Genomic DNA, 22,685 nt, shown 5'->3' on the forward strand with positions numbered 1-22,685 from the left:
GCGGCCACCGCGGTGGCCGCCCCGCCCCTGGCGGCCTAGCTGGCCTGGAGCGTCACGTCGTCGACGACGAAGCTGGTCTGCAACGAGGAGTCCTCCGTGCCGGTGAACTTCAGCGTCACCGTCTGCCCCGCGTACCCGGCCACGTTGAACGACCGCTGCACGTAACCGGCCGCCGCGTTCAGGTTCGAGTACGTCGCCAGCGTCGCGGTTCCCACCTGCACCACCAACCGGTCGTACGCGGTGCTCGACGACGTCTCCGCCGTGTCGACGTGCAGCCAGAACGACAGCGTGTAGCTGGCACAGCCCGCCGGGATCGTCACCGACTGCGACAGCGTGTCCGTGCGCGTCGAGCCGTACCCCAGCAGCCACGCCTTGTACGAACCCGAGCGCGCCGGCTGGCCGGCGTCGTTGGTGATCACGCCCGACGACGCCGTCCACGGCGCCGTCCCGCTCTCGAAGCCGCCGTTGCCGACCACCTGCCCACCGGCACAACCACCACCCCCACCGACGGTCAGGGTGTAGCTGGCGGAGCGCGAGACGCCGCCCGATCCCGCGCCGGTCACCGTGACGGTGTACGTGCCCACCGGGGCCGAGGCCGACGCGCTGAGCGTCATGGTGGCGGAGCCGCCGGAGGTGACCGACGACGGGCTGAACGACACGGTGACGCCCGCCGGGGCGCCGGTCGCCGAGAGGCCGACCGTCTGGGCGGTGCCGGCGGTGGTGGCCGTGGAGACCGTCGCCGTGGTCGACGCGCCGCGCTGCACCGAACCCGAGGTCGGGGCCACCGCGAGGGAGAAGTCGTTGGTCGCCGTGCCCACGGCGAGCTGCCAGATGGCGTACGCGACCCCGTCGGCGCTGCGGTTGAGCACCGTGGCGCTGACGTTCGAGGTGGTGTCGCAGGAGCGGTGGTAGCACGGGTCGTACGCCGAGCCGGACGTGCCGCCCCACTTCGCTGCCTGCGCCGAGGTCTTGCGGGCGCTGGCGCCCGAGGCGTACCCGGAGGTCTGGATGCCGGCCTGCTGGAACGAGTAGTCGTCGGAGCGGCCCTGGCCCTCGACGTTCTCCTCGGGCTGGATGTTCAGCGAGTCCCAGTACGCCTTCAGCGGCGCGGCGGTGGTGGAGGTGATCCGGTTGATGAAGTAGCCGCCGTTGGTGGAGCCCACCATGTCGAAGTTGTAGTAGCCCTTGATGTAGCCCCGCTGGGTGGCGCTGAGGGAGCGGACGTAGAAGTCCGAGCCGTTGAGGCCCTGCTCCTCGTCGGTCCACCAGGCGAACCGGACCCGCTTGGTCATCGTCGGGTTCTGCTGGGCCAGCACCAGCGCGTTCTCCAGCAGCACCGACGAGCCGGAGGCGTTGTCGTTGATGCCCGGGCCGGCGGAGACGCCGTCGAGGTGCGCGCCGAACATGACGACCTGGTCGGCAGGGCCGCCCGGCCACTCGGCGATCAGGTTGTTCGACCGGTACGTGCAGTCGGTGCAGACCTGCTCGGTCACCGTGTACCCGGCGGCCTGGAGCCTCGTCTTGACGTACGTGAGGGAGGCCGTGTAGCCGGCGGTGCCGGCGCGCCGGTTGCCGCCGTTCTGGGTGGCGATGGTCTGGAACTGCGTGAGGTGGCCCTGGACGTTGGCCACGGCGACGTCCGGCGCGGCCAGGGACTGCGCGGCGGGCGCGAGCACTCCGGCGGCCGGCGCCGCCGACGCGGGCGCGACGGTCAGCGTCGCCACGCCGCCGGCGAGGACGGCGAGCGCGAGACCAGCGGTCAGGATTCTTCGTTTCATGGACGCTCCTCGATAGGTGACGACATGATGCCACCTCGGAGCGGGTTGTGGGGACAGCGGAAAGACGCGCGCCCGGGCCGGCCCCGGCGCGTCGTGCGCCGGGGCAGACCCGGGCGTCGCCGGACCGGACCCCGATCGGGGCCGGCCGGTGCGTCCGGTGCCCCGCTCAGGTGCGGCGGAGCATCGCGAGGAACATCGCGTCGGTGCCGTGCCGGTGCGGCCAGAGCTGCACCGTCGGCCCGTCACCGAGACCGGGCATGCCCGCCGGCAGCAGCGGCCGGGCGTCGACGAAGTCGACCGGCACCCCGGAGCGGCGGGCCGCCTCGGTGACCGTCACGTGCGTCTCCACCGTGTGCGGGGAGCACGTCACGTAGGCGACCAGCCCGCCCGGACGGGTCGCGCGCAGCGCCGCGGCGAGCAGCTCGCGCTGCAACCGGGTCAGCGGCGGCAGGTCCGAGGGCTGGCGCCGCCAGCGGGACTCCGGCCGGCGGCGCAGCGACCCCAGCCCCGTGCAGGGCGCGTCGACGAGCACCCGGTCGAAGTGCGCCTCCGGCAGCTTCGGGTCCGCGCCGACGGTCCGGCCGTCGATGTTCAGCACGGTCACCGGCAGGCCCCGGGTGGCCTGCTCGACCAGCCGCGCCCGGTGCTCGGAGACCTCGACCGCGGTCAGCCGCGCGTCCCGCTGGGCGGCGAGGGCGCCGAGCAGGCCGGACTTGCCGCCCGGGCCGGCGCACAGGTCCAGCCAGCGCCCGTCCGGGCCGTCGAGCGGAGCCACCGCCAGGGCGTTGGCCACCAGCTGGGAGCCCTCGTCCTGCACGTGGGCCCGCCCCTGGGCGAGCGCCGGCAGGTCGCCGGGCGCCCCGCCGGAGAGATAGACCGCGTACGGGGAGAAGGCCCCCGGCGCGCCGCCGACCTGGTCGGCCAGCTCCGCCGCGTCGGCCAGCCCCGGCCGGGCGCACAGGTGCACCGGCGGGCGCTCGTTGTCCTCGATGAGCAGCCGGGTGGTCTCGCCGAGGTCGCCGCCGAGCGCCTCGGCGAAGGCCCGCACGATCCACTGCGGATGGCTGTACGCCAGGGCGAGGTGCCCGATCGGGTCGCTCTCCGCCGACGGGGCCAGCTTGGCGACCCAGGCGTCGGCGTCCCGGCCGGCGACCTCGCGCAGCACCGCGTTGGCGAAGCCCGTCGCGCCGGGGCCCACCGCGCGGACCAGGTCGACCGTCGAGGAGACCGCGGCGTGCGCCGGCACCCGCGTGTGCAGGAGCTGGTACGCCCCGAGCCGCAGCGCGTCGCGCACCGGCGGATCGATGCGCTGCACGTCCCGCCCGGCGGCGTCGCTGAGGATCGCGTCGAGGGTGCCGAGGTGGCGCAGCGTGCCGTAGGTCAGCTCGGTGGCGAAGGCGGCGTCCCGGCCGACCAGCCCCGCGTCGCGCAGCAGTGACGGGAGCACCAGGTTCGCGTACGCGTCGTCGCGGTGCACCGCCGCGACCGCCTCGTAGGCCGCCTGGCGGGGCAGGTCCACCGCCGGACGGGCCGGGCGCCGGCCGCCGTCGCGGCGGTCACCGCCGCCCCGTGCACCCCACTGGCCGCCCCGCGCCGGGCGCTCGCCGCGCTGACCGCCCGAGGGACGCTCGCCGCGCCCGCCGAACCGGTCACCGCCGGGCCGGTCGCCGCCGGAACGGTCACCGCCGGGCCGGTCGCTGCCGAACCGGTCGCCGCCGGACCGGTCGTCGCGTTCGGTGGAGAAGCGGTCGCCCGAGGGTCGTTCCGAAGGGCCGGTCACGCGAGTTCCTCCCCTGCGGCGACCCGGACGCCCCGCGCCCAGTCGGTCGCGGGCATCGCCCGCTTGCCCGCCGCCCGGACCTCGCCGAGCCGGACCGGGGTGGTGGCCGTGCCGGCCAGCACCCGGGACTTCTCCACCAGCAGCTCGCCCGGCTTCAACTCCGGGCCGTCGGGCACCGGGGTGACCGGGCCCAGCTTGACGCGCTCCCCCCGCAACGTCGTCCAGGGGCCGGGCGCCGGGGTGCACGCCCGGATCCGCCGGTCCACGGCGAAGGCGGGATCGGACCAGCGCACCCGGGCGTCCTCCACGGTCAGCTTCGGCGCCAGCGACACCCCGTCGGCGGGCTGCGGCTCGGCGCGGGCGGTGTTGTCGTCGATCGCGTCGAGGACGGCCACCAGCAGGCCGGCGCCGGAGTGGGCCAGCCGCTCCAACAGGTCGCCGGACGTGTCGGCCGGCCGGATCTCGTCGGTCAGCGTGCCGTAGACCGGGCCGGTGTCCAGCCCCTCCTCCAGTTGGAACACGCTCGCTCCGGTCAGCTCGTCGCCGTGCAGCACGGCGTGCTGCACGGGCGCGGCGCCGCGCCAGGCGGGCAGCAGTGAGAAGTGCAGGTTGACCCACCCGTGGCGGGGGATCTCCAGGGCGGCCGGCGGCACCAGCGCGCCGTAGGCGACCACGGGGACGCAGTCGGGGGCCAGCTCGCGCAGCCGGTCCTGGAACTCCGGCTCACGCGGTCGGGCGGGGGTGAGCACCTCGATCCCGTGCTCGTCGGCCCACGCCCCCACCGGGGAGCGGACCAGCCCGCGACCGCGCCCCGCGGGGGCGTCCGGCCGGGTGACCACGGCGACCAGCTCGTGGCGGGAGGCCGCCACGGCGGCCAGGGCGGGAACGGCGACGGCCGGCGTGCCGGCGAAGATCACGCGCACGGGCTCACCGACCCAGACCGAAAGGGCTGCCGGATACGTGCGGGTTGACCTTGACCGTCGGCGGGGCGGCCGGGTCGTACCACTCCGCCTGGCGGATCGCCTTCATCGCCTCCTTGCGCCCGGCCGGGTCCAGCCGGTCCAGGAAGAGCACCCCGTCGAGGTGGTCGGTCTCGTGCTGCACGCAGCGCGCCATCAGCCCGGTGCCGACGATCTGCATCGGGTCGCCGTAGCCGTTGAAGCCCTTGGCGATCACGTTCTGCCGGCGCTTGGTGTCGAAGTAGAGGCCCGGGATCGACAGGCACCCCTCGGGGCCGTCCTGTTCCTCCTCGTCGGGGAACTCCAGCACCGGGTTGACCAGATGGCCGACCACGTCGTCGACGTCGAAGGTGAACACCCGCAGGCCCACACCGAGCTGCGGCGCGGCGAGGCCGGCGCCGTTCTGCTCACGCATCGTGTCGGTCAGGTCGGCGATGAGCTTGCGCAGCTCGACGTCGAAGTCGACCACCGGATCGGCCGGCGTGCGCAGCACCGGATCCCCGAACAGACGGATGGGCTGGACGGTCACTCGGCATGGCTCCTTCGGCGGGCGGACTGGTGCCGTACCAGTCTACGGAGTGCCGCCGGCCGCCCCGGCCGGCGTACCGCGACGCGACGCCGGCGGTTCCGTGTCGATGGTCACGGAAGGCTCCCGTAGCCGCGCAGGACCGGCCGGGCCCGGTGCCGCGGCGGGGCGGCCGGGGCCGGGCCGGGCGGCGGCGCCGCCGCGGTACGGGGCGGGCGGCTCAGACGCCGGTGCCCGGCTCCCCGGCCAGGACCGCGTCGCCGCCGAGCAGGGCGTGCTCGGGCAGCGGCAGCTCGATGGAGTGCGCGGCCTCCCAGTCGTGGATCAGGCCGGGCCGGGCCTGGGCGGCGAAGTAGTCCACCGCGCTCATCCCGCCGACCACCGGCTCGTCCACCTCGGCGACGAGCCGGGCCGGCACCAGGCGGAAGCCGTTCTGCAGGGCGGCGCTGAGGCGGCGGTGCCCGTCGACGACGAAGAAGTACTCGCCGGTGTAGCCGATCCGCAGGGGCTCCAGCGCCTCGTCGCCGGTCGCGGCGACCTCGCCGACGAACTCCGAGTCCCACAGGTCGCGCAGGTGGGCGATGTCCTCGGTCGGGTAGACCCGGGCCGGGTCGAGCAGCAGCAGCGGGGGCGCGTCGCGCAGCACGTCCGCGCAGAGCCGGCCCTCGTACGCGTCGATGATGTGCTCGATGACCTCGGCGGCCGGGGCGCGGGTGGTGTCGCAGACCAGGTCGTAGTTGCGCAGCCGGGCCTTGTCCACCCCGTAGCGGACGATGAACCGGCCCCGCTCGCTCTCGCTGCGCTCCCGCAGCTTGGCCTTGGCCTCCTCCATGGAGGCATAGCTCTCGGCCGGGCCGGAGGGGCGGGCGAGCACCCGTCGGGCGGCCTCGCCCGGCTCGGTGATCATGTGCACCTTGAGCGCGTCGGTGAAGAAGTGCCAGGCCAGCCGGGAGTCCATGACCAGGCTCTCGCCCGAGGCGGCGATGTCCCGCTGGAGCTGGTCGACGTAGCCGTCGACGGCCTGGTCCAGCTCGGCGTGCAGGTTGAGCTGGAGCGCGGTCATCTGCCGCTCCTGCGCCATCTGGCGGTAGAGGTCACCGACGCTGACCCGGCGCAGGCCGAGCCGCTCGGCGATCTCCACGGAGACGGTGCTCTTGCCGCTGCCGAGGTCACCATTGAAGACGATCGACTGACGAACGGTCACGACTGGTCCACCCCTGATCACCGGCTGTTTGACATCATCGACATCGCGCCGAACCGACGCGCTCCCGCCATCGTCGCGCGATCCTGCGCCTCCAGCCCGGCGCGTCTGGCGCCGCGCTGTGACCTGGAGCCGTCGTACGCCCCGGCATGACGGGCGATGCTATCACCCGCCTGGCGACGCACCGGCGGACACGGCGTGTGACGACGGGCCGGGCCGGGCGGTGGGACCGGCCCCGGAGCACCCGGGCCGCCGGTCAGAAGAGAGCCAGCGGGTCGACCTGGAGGCGGACCGGGTCGGCGGCCTTGCGGGCGGTGCGCACCCCGGCCGCCGAGTGCAGCGCGCCGGCCAGCGCGGCGGCCCGGGCCCGGGGGACCCGGACCAGCATCCGCTCCCGCTCCCCGTCGGCCGGCACCGGCCCGAGCAGCTCGGCCTCCGCCGGCAGCCGGGCCTCGGCCAGCAGGTCGGCGACCGCGGCCGGCGCGCCGGTGACGCTGGCCATCCGCACCGCCGGCGGAAAGCCCAGCTCCCGCCGCTCGGCCAGCTCCCGGGCGGCGAACCAGCCGGCGTCCCAGCGCAGCAGGGCCTGCACGGGGGCGAGGGCCCCGTCGGCGACCACCACCACCCGACCGCCGGCGGAGGCGGGCCGGGCCAGCGCGGCGGCCGCCAGCCAGCGGCGCAGCGCCTCCTCCCCCGCCCGCAGGTCGGCCCGGGTGAGCAGGGCCCACGAGTCGAGCAGCAGCACGGCCCCGAAGCCGCCCTCGGCGACCGGCTCGGCGCCGGGGGTGGCGATGACCAGGCCGGCGCCGCCCGGGACCGCGGCCAGCACCTCCTCCCGCCCGGAGGTGCGCACCGGCACGCCGGGGAAGGCCCGGCCCAGCTCCTCGGCGGTGCGGCGGGCGCCGGTGACGGAGGCGCGCAGCCGCCGTCCGCCGCACTCCGGGCAGGCGTACGCGGCGGCGACCCGGCCGCACCAGCGGCAGGCGGGGGTGCCCTCGGCGGAGGGCAGCGCGAGCGGCCCGGCGCAGTGCGCGCACCGGGCCGGGGTGCGGCACTCGGCGCAGGCCACCGAGGGCAGGTAGCCGCGGCGGGGCACCTGGACCAGCACCGGCAGGTCGGCCCGGAGCGCCTCCCGGGCGGTGGTCCAGGCGAGGCTGGGCAGCCGGGCGGTGGCCGCCCCGGGGTCCCGGGCCAGCTGCGGGTCGTCGCCGGTGGGCGCGATCGCCGGCATCCGGGCCCGGACGGTGGCCCGGTCGGCCACCACCTCGCGGGCCCACCCGGTCTCCACCAGCAGCTGCGCCTCGGCGGTGCGGGTGTACCCGCCCACCAGGGCTGCGGCGTCACCGAGCTGGGCGCGGGTGAGCAGCACATCCCGAGCGTGCGGATAGGGGGCCCGGGGCTCGGCGTGCAGGTCGTCGCCGTCGTCCCAGATCGCCACCAACCCGAGGCGGGCGACCGGGGCGAACATCGCGGCCCTGGTGCCGACCACCACCGCCACGTCGCCGCGCCGGGCCGCGAGGAACGCCCGGTAGCGCCGGGCGGGGCCGAGCGCCGCGGAGAGGCAGACGTGCCGCCCCGGGCCCAGGGCGGCGTGCAGGGCGGCGTCGAGGCGGTCCAGGTCGCGGTTGTCGGCGACGACCACCACCGCGCCCCGGCCGCCGGCCACGGTGGCGGCGACGGCCTCGGCGTAGCGGGCGGGCCAGTCCTCCCCGGGCAGCGCGGACCAGACCGCCCGGGGGGGCCGCCCGTCGGCGAGCGCCCGGAGCATGGCCGGCCCGGCCGGGTAGTCCCGCCACGCGTCGGGACCGGGCCCGGCCGGCGGGGCGCCCGGGGCCCCCGCCGGTACGGCGACGCCCACCCCGGCGGAGTCTCCGTCCGGCACGGCGGAGTCCGCGTCCGGCACGGCGGAGTCCGCGTCCGGCACGGCGGTGGAATCGTCCGGCGCGGCGGATTCTTCGGCGGGAGCGGCGGCGCGGGCGCGGACGTCCTTCTCGACCCGGGCGTGCCGGGGCGGAACGGCGAGGCGGAGCACGTCGGCGAGGCTGCCGGCGTAGCGGTCCGCGACCGCCCGGGCCAGCCGGGCGACCTCCGGCGCGAGCACCGGCTCGGGCGAGACGACCTTCTCCAGGTACGCCAGCCGGCCGGTGTGCCCCGAATCGTCGGCCCGCTCCAGCAGCCAGCCGTCGACGAGCTGCCCCGCGAAGCGGACCTTCACGCGCACGCCGGGGACGGCGTCGGCGTCCAGCTCGGCCGGGACGAGGTAGTCGAACGGCCGGTCCAGGTGGGCCAGGGGGACGTCGACGCAGACGCGAGCGACCGGCGACCCGTCCGCGGGTCGCCGGTCGCTGCGCCTGGTGCCGGTCAGGCTCCCGCGGCCGACTTGAGGTCGGCGGCCCGGTCGGTGCTCTCCCAGGTCAGGTCCGGCAGCTCCCGGCCGAAGTGGCCGTAGGCGGCGGTCTGCTGGTAGATCGGGCGGAGCAGGTTCAGGTCCCGGATGATGGCGGCCGGGCGCAGGTCGAAGACCTCGGAGACGGCCTTCTCGATCGAGGCGACCGGCACGGTCTCGGTGCCGAACGTCTCGACGAAGAGGCTGACCGGGTGGGCCTTGCCGATCGCGTAGGCGACCTGGACCTCGCACCGCTCGGCCAGGCCGGCGGCGACCACGTTCTTGGCCACCCAGCGCGTCGCGTACGCCGCCGAGCGGTCCACCTTCGACGGGTCCTTGCCGGAGAACGCGCCGCCGCCGTGGCGGGCGTAGCCGCCGTACGTGTCGACGATGATCTTGCGTCCGGTCAGGCCGGCGTCGCCCATCGGCCCGCCGATCTCGAACCGGCCGGTCGGGTTGACCAGCAGCCGGTAGCCGTCGGTGTCCAGCCCGAGGCTCTCCAGCTCCGGCGCGATGACGTGCTCGCGCACGTCGGGGGTGAGCAGCGAGTCCAGCGAGATGTCCGCGGCGTGCTGGCTGGAGACGACCACCGTGTTGAGCCGGACGGGGCGCAGCCCCTCGTACTCGATGGTGACCTGGGTCTTGCCGTCGGGCCGCAGGTACGGGATCGTGCCGTCCTTGCGGACCTGGGAGAGCCGCCGGGCCAGCCGGTGCGCCAGGGCGATGGGCAGCGGCATCAGCTCCGGCGTCTCGGAGCAGGCGAAGCCGAACATCATGCCCTGGTCGCCGGCGCCCTGCGCGTCCAGCGCGCTCTCCGACGCCCCGGTACGCAGCTCGAAGGCGTTGTCGACGCCCTGCGCGATGTCCTCGGACTGGGCGCCGATGGAGACGCTGACGCCGCAGGAGGCGCCGTCGAAGCCCTTCTTGGACGAGTCGTAGCCGATGTCGAGGATGGTCCGGCGGACGATGGTCGGGATGTCGGCGTACGCCTTGGTGGTCACCTCGCCCGCGATGTGCACCTGACCGGTGGTGATCAGGGTCTCCACGGCGACGCGGCTGCGTGGGTCCTCGGCGAGCAGGGCGTCGAGAATCCCATCGCTGATCTGGTCGGCGATCTTGTCCGGGTGGCCTTCCGTGACCGATTCGGAAGTGAAGAGGCGGCGTGTCACGGCACTCCTAAATTGTGGAAGTCGTTCCGCGGCAGTGTAGTCATCCGCGGCAGAGCCTGGCCCCTTCGGTCGTGCCCCGTTCCAGCCGTCAGGAACGGCCGGGCAACCGGGCAACCACGAGATCCCAGACGCCGTCGGCGAGGTCCTCCTTGGACCGTTCGGGCATCCGGCTGACCGAACCGTCCGCGCCGATGACCGTCGCCGCGTTGGTCTCGGCGCCGAAGACCTTGTCGGGCCCGACCTCGTTGATCACGACGAGGTCCGCCCGCTTGCGGGCGAGCTTGGCCCGGCCGTTGGCCTCGGCGTCGCCCGTCTCCGCGGCGAACACCACCAGCACCTGCTCCGGGCGACGACGCCGGCCCAGCTCGGCCGCGATGTCCGGGTTGGTGACGAGCTCGATGGTGGGCGCGCTGCCGTCGTCCGACTTCTTGATTTTGCCAGGCGCGTAGGTCGCGGGACGGAAATCGGCCGGAGCCGCCGCCATCACCACCGCGTCGGCCTCGGCGGCCGCCGCAAGCGTGGCGTCGCGCAGCTCGCCCGTGGTGCCGACCCGGACCAGGTCGACGCCGGCGGGATCGGGCAGCGAGACGTTGGCCGAGATCAGGGTGACCCGGGCGCCCCGGGCCACCGCGCAGCGGGCGAAGGCGTAGCCCTGCTTGCCCGAGGAGCGGTTGCCCAGGAAGCGGACCGGGTCGAGGGGCTCGCGGGTGCCGCCGGCGGTCACCACCACGTGCCGCCCGGCCAGGTCGGCGGGGGCCCCGACGCCCCGGGCCAGCGCCCGGCGGGCGACCGCGAAGATCTCCGCCGGGTCGGGCAGCCGGCCCTTGCCGGTGTCCGCCCCGGTGAGCCGGCCGACGGCGGGCTCGACGACGCGCACGCCCCGGGAGCGCAGCGTCGCGACGTTGGCGACGGTGGCCGGGTGCTCCCACATCTCGGTGTGCATGGCCGGGGCCAGCACCACCGGGCAGCGGGCGGTCAGCAGCGTGTTGGTGAGCAGGTCGTCGGCGAGGCCGTGGGCGGCCTTGGCCAGCAGGTCGGCGGTGGCCGGCGCGACCACCACCAGGTCGGCCTGCTGGCCGAGCCGGACGTGCGGCACCTCGTGCACGTCCGACCAGACGTCGTCGGCGACGGGCTGGCCGGAGAGCGCGGCCCAGGTAGGGGCCCCGACGAAGCGCAACGCCGACGCGGTCGGCACGACCCGGACCTGGTGGCCCGACTCGGTGAAGAGTCGCAGCAGCTCGCACGCCTTGTAGGCGGCGATGCCACCGCCGACCCCGAGGACGATCCGGGGGGACATCGACGCGCGGCGGGTTACGGCTGGTCGGTCGGCTCGGCGGTGAGCAGGCCCGCGTTGATCTCGCGCATGGCGATGGAGAGCGGCTTCTCCTGGGGCGTGGTCTCGACCAGGGGGCCGACGTATTCCAGCAGACCCTCACCGAGCTGGCTGTAGTAGGCGTTGACCTGGCGTGCGCGCTTGGCGGCGAAGATCACCAGCGCGTACTTCGAGGTCGTCTTCTCGAGAAGCTCGTCGATCGGCGGGTTGGTGATGCCTTCGGGGTTTGCGATGGATCCCACGAATTAACCTCTGCGTCTATCGCACCGCGCGCGGCGGTGCTGGCGGTCCACCACGCACGTGCGGTGGCGCCGGAGCCAGGAAAGAAGAACCGGACAAGCCTACCAGCTCGTCGACGACCCGCCCGGTGAGGTCGTGCGCGAGGGTGTGTGCGAAGGCGGCCGGCGTGACCTGCGGGGGGACCGTCCCCGGCGGGTGCAGCAGCACCAGCCGGGCGTCGGGCAGCACCGCCCGGACCAGCAGCGCGCCGGCGAGGTCGAGGCCGATCAGCACCGGCTGACCGGCGGCGAGCCGGGACCGCAGCGGTTCGAGGGGGGTACCGCGCCGGTGGGGCCCGGCCCGGCTCCACTCCAGCAGCTCCCCGGCGGCGACCATCCGGTCGAACTCGGCGGGGGTCAGGAAGAGCCGGTCGACGCCGTCCAGCTCGCGCTCCCGGCGCGGGCGCGTGGTGGCCGGCACCGGGACCCAGACGGACGGAGAACGCGCCCGGACGCGCTCGACGACACTCTCCGTGCCGGAGCCCGAAGGCCCCGTCAGGACAGTGAGCCGAGCCGCCGGGCGCGCCTCGTCATCCGTGCTCACTGCTTGTTTCTACACGCAGCCAGCCTCAGTTGGCGGCGAACTCTCCAAGCAGTGCCTTGCGCTGCTGCTCGCCGAGGCCACGCAGGCGACGGCTGTCGGCGATCTTGAGCTTCTCCATGATCTGGGTGGCCCGGATCTTGCCGATACCCGGCATCGCCTGCAGCACGGCGGAGACCTTGAGCTTGCCGACGACGTCGTCGGACTCGGCACGCTCGAGGACGGCTCCGAGGGTGGTCTTGCCCTGCTTGAGCTGCTCCTTCAGCTCAGCACGGGCCTTGCGGATCTCCGCGGCCTTCTCCAGCGCGGCAGCGCGCTGTTCGGGGGTCAGTGACGGGAGCGGCACCAGTTCTCCTCAGGTCCCTATCGCGACGGGCGGGACGCACCGCCGCATCTGTGAAACGTGGTGTCGCTGTGAACCAAGGGGTCCGTGGTTCCCAGCGCGGGGAAAACTAGCGGTAGACGGCGCATTCGGCAACGTGGGCGCGCGATGATCTTCGCAAAAGGTGACCGAGCCGTCAGTCAGGCTCCAGCGACGAGGGCGGCCCGGCAGTCGGTCAGGGCCCGGTCGGCGGCGGCCCGCAGCGCGTCCGGATCAGGGCCCGCGCCCAGCACCTCGCGGGAGTACGAGGGCAGCACCGCGGGCAGGGCGGAGCCGAAGACGACGCGCAGATCCGCCGCGGTGCCACCCTGCGCCCCGAGGCCCGGGGCGAGCAGCGGACCGTTCACCGCGGACAGGTCGTGGCCGGTGTCACCGATGGTCGCGCCGACCACCAGCCCGACGCTTCCGAGCGGCTGCGCACCCGCGTTGAGCTGGGAAATCTCGTCGATGACGACCTGCGCCACGGTGCGCCCGTCGGCGGTGCGGGCGCGCTGCACGGCGGCGCCCTCGGGGTTGGAGGTGAGCGCCAGCACGAAGACCCCGCCGCCGTGCTCGGCGGCCAGTTCGAACATCGGCGCGAGCGCGCCGACGCCGAGGTACGGGCTCGCCGTCACCGCGTCCACATGGACCGGGCTGGATGGGTCGAGGTACGCCGAGGCGTACGCGGCGACGGTCGAGCCGATGTCGCCACGCTTGACGTCCAACAGAACGAGCGAGCCGGCTTCGCGCAACTGTCGGATAGTTGACTCTAGAATCGCCATACCTTTCGAGCCGAACCGCTCGAAAAAGGCCGACTGGGGCTTGACCACCGCGACCCGGTCACCGAGGGCTTCCGCGACTGTCCGGGCGAACCGGTCAAGCCCGCGGACGTCGTCGTCGAGCCCCCAGCGGGCCAGCAGCCCCGGGTGCGGGTCGATGCCGACGCAGAGCGGCCCCCGCTCGGTGACGGCCCGGTGCAGGCGGGCGCCGAAGCTCTCCATCCGGTTCTCTCCCTCTCCTCGGCGCCCCGGGGCGTCCACCGCCGGGCGCGCTCCTGTCGCGGGCGGCGCGCGCCGCCCGCGTACTCCCGCCGGAGCGTGACCGGCGGGCTCAGCCCGCCCGCACGGCGGCGGCGACCCCGGCGGCGATCCGGGCCAGGTCGGCGTCGTCGGTGACGTACGGCGGCATGGTGTAGACCAGGTCGCGGAACGGCCGCAGCCAGACCCCCTCGGCGACCGCGGCGGCGGTGGCGGCGGGCAGGTCCACCTCGCGGTCGAGCTGGACCACGCCGATCGCGCCGAGCACCCGCACGTCCGTCACCCCCGGCGCGCCGCGCAACGGCTCCAGGCCGGCCCGCAGGCCCGCCTGCACCCTCGCCACCTGCCCCGCCCAGTTCCCGGCTTTCAGCAGGCCGAGGGAGGCGTTGGCGACCGCGCACGCCAGCGGGTTGCCCATGAACGTCGGCCCGTGCGCCAGCACCCCGCCGGCGGAGATGCCCCGGGCGACCTCCGCCGTGCAGAGCGTGGCGGCCAGGGTGAGGTACCCGCCGGTGAGCGCCTTGCCCACGCACATCACGTCGGGCGCCACCCCGGCGTGCTCGGCGGCGAACATGGCGCCCGTCCGGCCGAAGCCGGTGGCGATCTCGTCGAAGATCAGCAGCACCCCGTGCGCCCGGGTCACCTCGCGCAGCACCCGCAGGTAGTGCGGATGGTGGAAGCGCATCCCGCCCGCGCCCTGGACCACCGGCTCCACGACGACCGCGGCCAGCTCGTGGGCGTGCCGCTCGACCGCCTCGACCAGGGCCGCCTCGTAGGCCGGCTCGGGCGGGGTGTCGAAACCGCCGGGCGGCACCGGGGCGAAGACCTGCCGGGGCAGCACGTCGCCCCAGAGGTGGTGCATGCCGCCCTCGGGGTCGCAGACGCTCATCGGGTGGAACGTGTCGCCGTGGTAGCCGCCCCGCCAGGTGCCCAGCCGGCGGCGCTGCGGCCGGCCGGTGGCCCGCTGGTACTGCAGGCACATCTTGACCGCGACCTCGACGCCGACCGAGCCGGAGTCGGCCAGGAAGACGTGCTCCAGCCCGTCCGGGGCCAGCTCGACCAGGGTGGTGGTCAGGCGGACCGCCGGGGCGTGGGTGAGCCCGCCGAACATCACGTGGCTCATCCGGCCGAGCTGGTCGGTCACCGCCGCGTCGAGCACCGGGTGCCGGTAGCCGTGGATCGCCGCCCACCACGACGACATCCCGTCGACCAGCTCCCGGCCGTCGGCCAGCCGCAGCCGTACGCCCGCCGCGCTCTGCACCACGTGGGGCGCGCTGGCGGGCGGCAGGGCCGCGTACGGGTGCCAGACGTGCGCCCGGTCGGCGGCCAGGATCTCCTCGGGGGTCACCCGCCCGTCCTCGCGGCGCGGGCGGCGGCGCGGACCAGGGCCGGCCCGCGGTAGATGAAGCCGGTGTAGAGCTGGACCAAAGCGGCGCCGGCGTCGAACATGCGGGCCGCGGCGTCCGGGTCCACGATGCCCCCGACGCCGATCACCGGCAGCCGGCCGCCGGCCTCCCGGTGCACGAAGGCGACCACCTCGCGGGCGCGGTCGGCGAGCGGGCGGCCCGAGAGGCCGCCGGTCTCCGCGCCGCGTGCCCGGTCGGCGGGGGCGATGCCGTCGCGGGCGAGCGTGGTGTTGGTGGCGATCACCCCGGCGGCGCCCCGGGCCAGGCAGACCTCCAGCAGCTCGGCGATCGCCGGCTCGGTGAGGTCCGGCGCGATCTTCACCAGCACCGGCTTCTCCCCCACCAGCGCCGCCAGGATGGCGTCCAGGTGCGCCCTGTCCTGCAGGGAGCGCAGGCCCGGGGTGTTCGGCGAGGAGACGTTGACCGCGAAGTAGTCGCCGTGCTCGCGCAGCGCGCGGTACGAGGCCAGGTAGTCCGCCACCGCCTCGTCCAGCGGGGTCACCTTGGACTTGCCCAGCGAGATGCCCAGCGGCACCCCGATCGGGCGGGGCAGCGCGGCGAGCCGGGCCGCGAGGGCCCCGGCGCCGGCGTTGTTGAAGCCCATCCGGTTCACCACGGCCTCGCTGTCGCGCAGCCGGAACAGCCGGGGCCGGGGGTTGCCCGGCTGCGGGTGGGCGGTGACCGTGCCGACCTCGACGAAGCCGAAGCCCAGCGCGGGCCAGGCGGGCAGCGCCGCGCCGTCCTTGTCCATGCCGGCGGCGAGCCCGACCGGGTTGGGGAACTCGACGCCGAACACGGTGCGCGGCGCGCGGACGGCGTAGCGGGCCCGCAGCACGGCCAGGGCCGCCGGCCGGCGGGAGAGCCCCGCCAGCCGGCGCAGCGTCCACTCGTGCGCGGCCTCGGCGTCCCCGCCCCCGATCCGGAACAGCCCGGGCCGCACGACCCGTTCGAACATCACCGCGCGCTCGCCGGGGCGGTCACTCGGCGGCCCGCAGGGCGGCGTGCAGCTCCTGCAGCGGGCGGACCTGCATGTCGCCCCGGATCCGCGCCTCGATGCCCATCACCGCCGCCGCCGCGCCCGGCACCGTGGTGATGCACGGGATGTCCGCCGTGACGGCGGCGCTGCGGATCTCGTAGCCGTCGGAACGTGCGCTCGCGCCCGAGCCCTGCGGAGTGTTGATCACCAGCGCCACGGCGCCGCCGAGGATCAGCGACACCGCGTCCTCGCCCCCGTCGGACTCGTAGTGCTTGCGGATCTGCTCGCAGGCGATGCCGTGCCGGCGCAGCACCTCCGCCGTGCCGGTGGTGGCGACGATCTCGAAACCCAAATCGGCCAGGCGCTTGATCGGGAAGATCATGCCGCGCTTGTCCCGGTTGGCGACCGAGACGAAGATCTTCCCGGCGGTCGGCAGCGAGCCGTACGCGGCCGACTGCGACTTGGCGAAGGCGTGCCCGAAGGCGACGTCGATGCCCATCACCTCGCCCGTGGACTTCATCTCAGGGCCGAGCAGCGAGTCCACGCCCTTGCCGGTGGGGGTGCGGAACCGCTTGAACGGCAGCACCGCCTCCTTGACCGCGATCGGGGCGCCGGCCGGCAGCGAGCCGCCGTCCCCGGTCGCCGGGAGCAGCCCCTCGGCGCGCAGCTCGGCGATGGTGGCGCCCAGCGCGATCCGGGCCGCCGCCTTCGCCAGCGGCACCGCCGTCGCCTTGGAGACGAAGGGCACCGTCCGGGACGCGCGCGGGTTCGCCTCCAGCACGTAGAGCATGTCGTCCTTCAGCGCGTACTGCACGTTGAGCAGGCCGCGCACGCCGACGCCCCGGGCGATCGCCTCGGTGTAGCGGCGCACCTGGGCCACGTGCGAGCCCGCCAGGGTGATCGGCGGCAGCGCGCAGGACGAGTCACCGGAGTGGATGCCGGCCTCCTCGATGTGCTCCATCACCCCGCCGAGGTAGACCTCGCCGTCGGCGTCGCAGAGCGCGTCCACGTCGATCTCGATGGCGTCGTCGAGGAAGCGGTCGACCAGCACCGGGTGGTCCGGGGAGATCTCGGTGGCCCGCCCGATGTAGCCACGCAGCGTGGCGTCGTCGTAGACGATCTCCATGCCCCGCCCGCCCAGCACGTACGACGGCCGGACCAGCACCGGGTAGCCGATCTCGTCGGCGATCGCCTTCGCCTCGTCGTACGAGGTCGCCATGCCGTGCGCCGGGGCGCGCAGCCCGGCCCGGGCCAGCACCGCCCCGAACGCGCCCCGCTCCTCGGCCAGGTGGATCGACTCCGGGGAGGTGCCGACGACCGGCACGCCCGCGTCCTTCAGCCGCTGCGCCAGGCCCAGCGGCGTCTGCCCGCCGAGCTGCACGATCACCCCGACCACGCCCGGCCCGCCGGCCGCCCTGCCGGAGGAGTCCTCGGCGTGCCAGACCTCCAGCACGTCCTCGAAGGTGAGCGGCTCGAAGTAGAGCCGGTCGGCGGTGTCGTAGTCGGTGGAGACCGTCTCCGGGTTGCAGTTGACCATCACGGTCTCGTAGCCGGAGCCCGCCGCCCCGCCGAGCGGCGCGCTGCGCAGCGCTTGTACCGCGTGCACGCAGGAGTAGTCGAACTCGATGCCCTGGCCGATCCGGTTCGGCCCGGAGCCCAGGATCATCACCTTCGGCCGGGCCGACGGCACGACCTCCGTCTCCTGGTCGTACGTCGAGTAGTGGTAGGGCGTGGTCGCCTCGAACTCGGCGGCACAGGTGTCCACCGTCTTGTAGACCGGGCGGACGTCGAGGCGGTGCCGCAGCGTCCGTACGCCGTCCTCGGCGGCCAGCTCCGGGCGCAGCGCGGCCAGCTGCCGGTCCGACAGGCCGGCCCGCTTCGCCCGGCGCAGCAGCTCGGCGTCGAGCACCGGGGCGTCCACGATCTCCGCGCGCAGCTCGACGAGGGCGGCGATCTGGTCCAGGAACCAGGGGTCGATCCCGCCGGACGCGGCGGCGACCTCGGCGATGGACGCGCCGAGGCGCAGCGCCCGCTCGACGGTGTAGAGCCGGCCGTCGTGCGGCATCCGCAGCGCGGCGAGGGTGTTCTCCTTCGTCGCGCCGGCCGGGTCGGGCAGCGTCCAGAAGCCGGTCGCCTTCGTCTCCAGCGAGCGCATCGCCTTGTTCAGCGCCTCGCTGAAGTTGCGGCCGAGGCTCATCGCCTCGCCGACGGACTTCATCGTGGTGGTCAGCTCCGGGTCCGCGCCCGGGAACTTCTCGAACGCGAACCGGGGGATCTTCACCACCACGTAGTCCAGGGTCGGCTCGAACGCCGCCGGGGTCTTCAGGGTGATGTCGTTGGGGATCTCGTCGAGGGTGTAGCCGATGGCCAGCTTCGCGGCGATCTTCGCGATCGGGAAGCCGGTGGCCTTGGAGGCCAGCGCCGACGACCGGGACACCCGGGGGTTCATCTCGATCACCACGATCCGGCCGTCGGCCGGGTTGACGGCGAACTGGATGTTGCAGCCGCCGGTGTCCACCCCGACCTCGCGCAGCACCGCGATGCCCAGGTCGCGCAGCTGCTGGTACTCGCGGTCGGTGAGCGTCATGGCCGGGGCGACGGTGACGCTGTCGCCGGTGTGCACGCCCATCGGGTCGACGTTCTCGATCGAGCAGACCACCACGACGTTGTCGTGCCGGTCGCGCATCAGTTCGAGCTCGTACTCCTTCCAGCCGAGCACGCTCTCCTCGATGAGCACCTCGTGCACGGGGCTGGCGGCCAGCCCGTCGCCGGCGATGCGGGCCAGGTCCTCCGGGGTGTGCGCCATGCCGGAGCCGAGGCCGCCCATGGTGAACGACGGCCGGATCACCACCGGCAGGCCCAGCTCGTCGACCGTGGCCTCGACCTCCGCCATCGAGTGGCAGACCCGGGAGCGGGGCACCAGGCCCGCCGGGTCGTCGAGACCCAGGCGTACGCCGGCCTTGGCGACGATCTCCTTGAACAGCTGCCGGTCCTCGCCGCGGTTGATCGCCTCGATGTTGGCGCCGATCAGCTCCACGCCGTACTTCTCCAGCACGCCCGCCTCGTGCAGGGCGACGGCCGTGTTCAGCGCGGTCTGCCCGCCGAGGGTGGGCAGGATCGCGTCGGGACGCTCCTTGGCGATCACCAGCTCGACGAACTCCGGGGTGATCGGCTCGACGTACGTGGCGTCGGCGAACTCGGGGTCCGTCATGATCGTCGCCGGGTTCGAGTTGACCAGGCTGACCCGGATCCCCTCGCTGCGCAGCACCCGGCAGGCCTGGGTGCCGGAGTAGTCGAACTCGCAGGCCTGCCCGATCACGATCGGCCCGGAGCCGATCACCAGGATGTGCTTCAGATCGGTCCGCTTAGGCATGTGTGCGCCCCTCGCTCTGGGTCCGGCCCTCGATGAGCTCGGCGAAGCGGTCGAAGAGGTAGTCCGCGTCGTGCGGACCGGCCGCCGCCTCCGGGTGGTACTGGACGGTGAAGGCGGGCACGTCCTTCGCCCGCAGCCCCTCGACCACGTTGTCATTGAGGCAGACATGACTGACCTGAACGCCACCGAACTCGGTCTCGATCACCGCATCGGGTACGACCGCGCCGTGGCCCGCGCCGGGGACCTCGACCGCGAAGCCGTGGTTGTGGCTGGTCACCTCGACCTTGCCGGTGACCCGGTCGAGCACCGGCTGGTTGATCCCCCGGTGGCCGTAGCCGAGCTTGTAGGTGCCGAAGCCCAGCGCCCGGCCGAGGATCTGGCTGCCGAAGCAGATGCCGAACAGCGGCACCCGCCGGCGCAGCACCTCCCGCGCCAGGGCCACCGGCCCGTCGGCGGTGGCCGGGTCGCCCGGGCCGGGCGAGAGGAAGACCGCGTCCGCGCCGGTGGCGAGCAGGTCGTCGATGGTGGAGCCGGCCGGCAGCACGTGGGTGGTGACCCCGCGGGCGGCGAGCCGGCGCGGGACGTTGCGCTTGATGCCCAGGTCCAGCGCGGCGACCGTGAAGCGGTGCTCGCCGGAAGCCGCCACCACGTACGGCTTCGCCGTGGTGACCTCGGCGGACAGGTCCGCGCCGGCCATCTCCGGGGCCTGCCGCACCCGGGCCAGCAGCGCCCGGGGGTCGGTCTCGACGCTGGAGATGCCGACCCGCATCGCGCCGCGCTCGCGCAGGTGCCGGGTCAGCGCCCGGGTGTCGACGCCGCTGACGCCGACGACGCCCTCGGCGGCCAGCCGCTCCTCCAGCCCGCCGGTGGCCCGCCAGTTCGAGCCGATGCGGGCCGGGTCGCGGACCACGTAGCCGGCGACCCAGATCCGGCCGGACTCGTCGTCCTCGCCGTTGACGCCGGTGTTGCCGATGTGCGGGGCGGTCTGCACCACCACCTGACGGTGGTAGGACGGGTCGGTCAGCGTCTCCTGGTAGCCGGTCATGCCGGTGTTGAAGACCGCCTCGCCGAAGGTCTCCCCGACGCTGCCGTACGCCTCGCCGTGGAACGTCCGCCCGTCCTCCAGGACGAGGATCGCCGATTGTCTGCGGGTCATGCTGCGTCTCCTTCGATCCGGACTGCGGGGCTCCGCTCCGCTGCACTCCTCGCTCGGATCACTTGAGGGCCTTTCCGTCCAGGACCGTCGGCTCGCCGCGCAGGAAGGTCGCCACGATGCGACCCGGCAGCGTCATGCGGGCGTACGGGGTGTTGCGGCTACGGCTGGCCAGCTCCGCCGGCTCGATGGTGCGGCGGGCGGCCGGGTCGACCAGGGTCAGGTTCGCCGGCACGCCGGGCGCCGGGTCGAGGCCGTGCCCCTCCAGCCCGGCGATCCGGGCCGGGGTGCGCGACATCCGCTCGGCGATCAGGTCCCACTGCGGGCCGAGCACGTCGAGGGCGATCGACAGCGCCGTCTCCAGGCCGAGCATGCCCGGCCGGGCGTACGCCCACTCGCACTCCTTGTCCTCCACCGCGTGCGGGGCGTGGTCGGTGGCGACGATGTCGATCACGCCCTCGACCAGGGCCGCCCGCAGCGCGGCGACGTCGGTCGCGGTACGCAGCGGCGGGTTGACCTTGTAGACCGGGTCGTAGGTCTCGGCCCGGGAGTCGGTGAGCAGCAGGTGGTGCGGGGTGACCTCGGCGGTGACCCGGACGCCCCGGGCCTTGGCCTGGCGCAGCACCTCGACGCTGCCGGCGGTGGAGACGTGGCACACGTGCAGGCGGCTGCCGACGTGCTCGGCGAGCAGCACGTCCCGGGCGATGATCGCCTCCTCGGCGACCGCCGGCCAACCGGTCAGGCCGAGCCGGGTCGAGACCTCGCCCTCGTGCATCTGCGCGCCCTCGGTGAGCCGGGGCTCCTCGGCGTGCTGGGCGATGATCCCGTCGAACGCCTTCACGTACTCCAGCGCCCGGCGCATCAGCCTCGGGTCGGCGACGCAGTGCCCGTCGTCGGAGAAGATCCGCACCCGGGCCGCCGAGTCGGCCATCGCGCCCAGCTCGGCGAGGTGCTCGCCGGCCAGGCCGACGGTGACCGCCCCGATCGGCTGCACGTCCACCAGCCCGGCCTCCCGGCCCAGCCGCCAGACCTGCTCGACCACGCCGGCGGTGTCGGCCACCGGCGAGGTGTTGGCCATCGCGCAGACCGCCGTGTAGCCGCCGAGCGCCGCCGCCCGGGACCCCGACTCGACGGTCTCGGCGTCCTCCCGGCCCGGCTCGCGCAGGTGGGTGTGCAGGTCGACCAGGCCGGGCAGGGCGACCAGCCCGGTGCCGTCGACGACCGTCGCCTCCGGCGCGCTGAGCCCGGCGCCGACGGCCGCGACGACGCCGTCGCGGATCAGCACGTCGGTCGGCGCGGCGCCGACGACGCTGACGTTGGAGATCAGGTACGAGCTCACCGGTTGTTCCCCCCGAGCAGCAGGTAGAGGACGGCCATCCGCACGGAGACCCCGTTGGCGACCTGTTCGACGATGGTGGAGCGGGGCGAGTCGGCGACCTCGGGCGTGATCTCCATCCCCCGGTTCATCGGGCCGGGGTGCATGACGATCGCGTGTTCGGGCAGCCGGCGCATCCGCGGGCCGTCCAGGCCGTAGCGGCGGGCGTACTCGCGGGCGGACGGGAAGTAGGAGGCGTTCATCCGCTCCCGCTGCACCCGCAGCATCATCACCACGTCCGACTGCGGCAGCACCGCGTCGAGGTCGTAGGAGACGTCGGTGCCGGGCGCGAGCGCCTGCGCGATGTGGACGGGGATCAGCGTCGGCGGCCCGACCAGGGTCACCTTGGCGCCGAGCGTGGACAGCAGCAGGACGTTGGAGCGGGCCACCCGGCTGTGCAGGACGTCCCCGACCACCGCGACCGACAGGCCGGCCAGCCGCCCCAGCCGGGAGCGCATCGTGTACGCGTCGAGCAGCGCCTGGGTGGGGTGCTCGTGGGTGCCGTCACCGGCGTTGACCACCGAGCCGTCGACCCAGTCGGCGAGCCGGTGCGGGGCGCCGGAGGCCGGGTGCCGGACGACCACCGCGTCGGCCCCCATCGCCTGCAGGGTCAGCGCGGTGTCCTTCAGGCTCTCGCCCTTGGTCACGCTGGAGCCCTTGGCCGAAAAGTTGATCACATCGGCGCTGAGCCGCTTCGCGGCCGCCTCGAAGGAGATCCGGGTCCGCGTGGAGTCCTCGTAGAAGAGGTTGACCACCGTGCGTCCGCGCAGCGCGGGCAGCTTCTTGACCTCCCGGCCGGCGACGGTGGCCATCTCGGCGGCCGTGTCCAGGATCTCGGTGGCGGTGGCGGCGTCCAGGTCGGCGCCGGAGAGCAGGTGGCGGATCACTGGCTCTGCCGCCTTTCGTTCGCGACTGCGGGGCTCCGCTGCGCTGCACTCCTCGCGCTCACCGGGGCCTGCCTTTCGTTCGCGACTGCGGGGCTCCGCTGCGCTGCACTCCTCGCGCTCACCGGGGCCTGCCTTTCGTTCGCGACTGCGGGGCTCCGCTGCGCTC

The 22,685-nt window shown here is 74.5% G+C and carries 18 protein-coding genes; all 18 read right to left on the reverse strand.

Annotation, left to right across the window (positions count from 1 at the left end; all coding sequences use genetic code 11):
* Positions 1–35: 35 nt before the first annotated feature.
* Complete coding sequence (locus AB0G08_RS20400; protein WP_358090130.1) at positions 36–1,778, reverse strand: M28 family peptidase; 1,743 nt, start codon at positions 1,776–1,778, stop codon at positions 36–38.
* Between the two features lie 166 nt (positions 1,779–1,944).
* Positions 1,945–3,558 carry a transcription antitermination factor NusB gene (locus AB0G08_RS20405; protein WP_358090133.1) on the reverse strand — a complete coding sequence of 538 codons (1,614 nt, stop codon included), beginning with the start codon at positions 3,556–3,558 and terminating at the stop codon, positions 1,945–1,947.
* Positions 3,555–4,481, reverse strand: coding sequence for a methionyl-tRNA formyltransferase (gene fmt, locus AB0G08_RS20410; protein WP_358090136.1), 927 nt, complete (start codon positions 4,479–4,481; stop codon positions 3,555–3,557). Before fmt ends, AB0G08_RS20405 begins: the two co-directional genes overlap by 4 nt.
* Positions 4,482–4,485: 4 nt before the next feature.
* On the reverse strand, positions 4,486–5,046 hold the full coding sequence (def, locus tag AB0G08_RS20415; protein ID WP_358090139.1) for a peptide deformylase: 561 nt from the start codon (positions 5,044–5,046) through the stop codon (positions 4,486–4,488).
* Between the two features lie 217 nt (positions 5,047–5,263).
* Positions 5,264–6,247 carry an AAA family ATPase gene (locus tag AB0G08_RS20420; protein WP_358090142.1) on the reverse strand — a complete coding sequence of 328 codons (984 nt, stop codon included), beginning with the start codon at positions 6,245–6,247 and terminating at the stop codon, positions 5,264–5,266.
* A gap of 253 nt (positions 6,248–6,500) precedes the next feature.
* A complete protein-coding gene (locus tag AB0G08_RS20425; RefSeq protein WP_358090199.1) occupies positions 6,501–8,534 on the reverse strand; it encodes a primosomal protein N' in 2,034 nt (677 codons plus the stop codon).
* A gap of 71 nt (positions 8,535–8,605) precedes the next feature.
* The gene (metK, locus tag AB0G08_RS20430) at positions 8,606–9,799 is read right to left on the reverse strand and encodes a methionine adenosyltransferase (RefSeq protein ID WP_358090145.1); all 1,194 of its coding nucleotides are present in this window, start codon (positions 9,797–9,799) and stop codon (positions 8,606–8,608) included.
* Between the two features lie 88 nt (positions 9,800–9,887).
* A complete protein-coding gene (gene coaBC / locus AB0G08_RS20435; RefSeq protein WP_358090148.1) occupies positions 9,888–11,096 on the reverse strand; it encodes a bifunctional phosphopantothenoylcysteine decarboxylase/phosphopantothenate--cysteine ligase CoaBC in 1,209 nt (402 codons plus the stop codon).
* Positions 11,097–11,110: 14 nt separating this feature from the next.
* A complete protein-coding gene (gene rpoZ, locus AB0G08_RS20440) occupies positions 11,111–11,374 on the reverse strand; it encodes a DNA-directed RNA polymerase subunit omega (RefSeq protein ID WP_007075826.1) in 264 nt (87 codons plus the stop codon).
* Between the two features lie 16 nt (positions 11,375–11,390).
* Positions 11,391–11,954 carry a guanylate kinase gene (locus AB0G08_RS20445; RefSeq protein WP_358090150.1) on the reverse strand — a complete coding sequence of 188 codons (564 nt, stop codon included), beginning with the start codon at positions 11,952–11,954 and terminating at the stop codon, positions 11,391–11,393.
* Positions 11,955–11,979: 25 nt separating this feature from the next.
* Complete coding sequence (gene mihF, locus AB0G08_RS20450) at positions 11,980–12,297, reverse strand: integration host factor, actinobacterial type (RefSeq protein WP_007458370.1); 318 nt, start codon at positions 12,295–12,297, stop codon at positions 11,980–11,982.
* Positions 12,298–12,473: 176 nt separating this feature from the next.
* Positions 12,474–13,313, reverse strand: a complete 840-nt coding sequence (gene pyrF, locus AB0G08_RS20455; protein WP_358090153.1) for an orotidine-5'-phosphate decarboxylase — start codon at positions 13,311–13,313, stop codon at positions 12,474–12,476.
* Between the two features lie 109 nt (positions 13,314–13,422).
* Positions 13,423–14,697 carry an adenosylmethionine--8-amino-7-oxononanoate transaminase gene (locus tag AB0G08_RS20460; protein ID WP_358090156.1) on the reverse strand — a complete coding sequence of 425 codons (1,275 nt, stop codon included), beginning with the start codon at positions 14,695–14,697 and terminating at the stop codon, positions 13,423–13,425.
* Positions 14,694–15,713 carry a quinone-dependent dihydroorotate dehydrogenase gene (locus AB0G08_RS20465; protein ID WP_358090159.1) on the reverse strand — a complete coding sequence of 340 codons (1,020 nt, stop codon included), beginning with the start codon at positions 15,711–15,713 and terminating at the stop codon, positions 14,694–14,696. The genes AB0G08_RS20460 and AB0G08_RS20465 overlap by 4 nt, the downstream gene beginning before the upstream one ends.
* Positions 15,714–15,732: 19 nt before the next feature.
* Positions 15,733–19,104 carry a carbamoyl-phosphate synthase large subunit gene (carB, locus tag AB0G08_RS20470; RefSeq protein WP_358090162.1) on the reverse strand — a complete coding sequence of 1,124 codons (3,372 nt, stop codon included), beginning with the start codon at positions 19,102–19,104 and terminating at the stop codon, positions 15,733–15,735.
* Entirely contained in the window at positions 19,097–20,260 is a 1,164-nt protein-coding gene (carA, locus tag AB0G08_RS20475) for a glutamine-hydrolyzing carbamoyl-phosphate synthase small subunit (RefSeq protein ID WP_358090166.1), read from the reverse strand. The genes carB and carA overlap by 8 nt, the downstream gene beginning before the upstream one ends.
* A gap of 58 nt (positions 20,261–20,318) precedes the next feature.
* Positions 20,319–21,596: a dihydroorotase gene (locus tag AB0G08_RS20480; protein ID WP_358090169.1), complete on the reverse strand. Its 1,278-nt coding sequence runs from the start codon at positions 21,594–21,596 to the stop codon at positions 20,319–20,321.
* Positions 21,593–22,519 (reverse strand): aspartate carbamoyltransferase catalytic subunit, encoded by a 927-nt coding sequence (locus AB0G08_RS20485; protein WP_121395245.1) that lies wholly within the window; start codon positions 22,517–22,519, stop codon positions 21,593–21,595. The genes AB0G08_RS20480 and AB0G08_RS20485 overlap by 4 nt, the downstream gene beginning before the upstream one ends.
* Between the last annotated feature and the right edge of the window lie 166 nt (positions 22,520–22,685).

This window comes from Micromonospora sp. NPDC023644 (assembly GCF_040640115.1).
Classification (GTDB): domain Bacteria; phylum Actinomycetota; class Actinomycetes; order Mycobacteriales; family Micromonosporaceae; genus Micromonospora.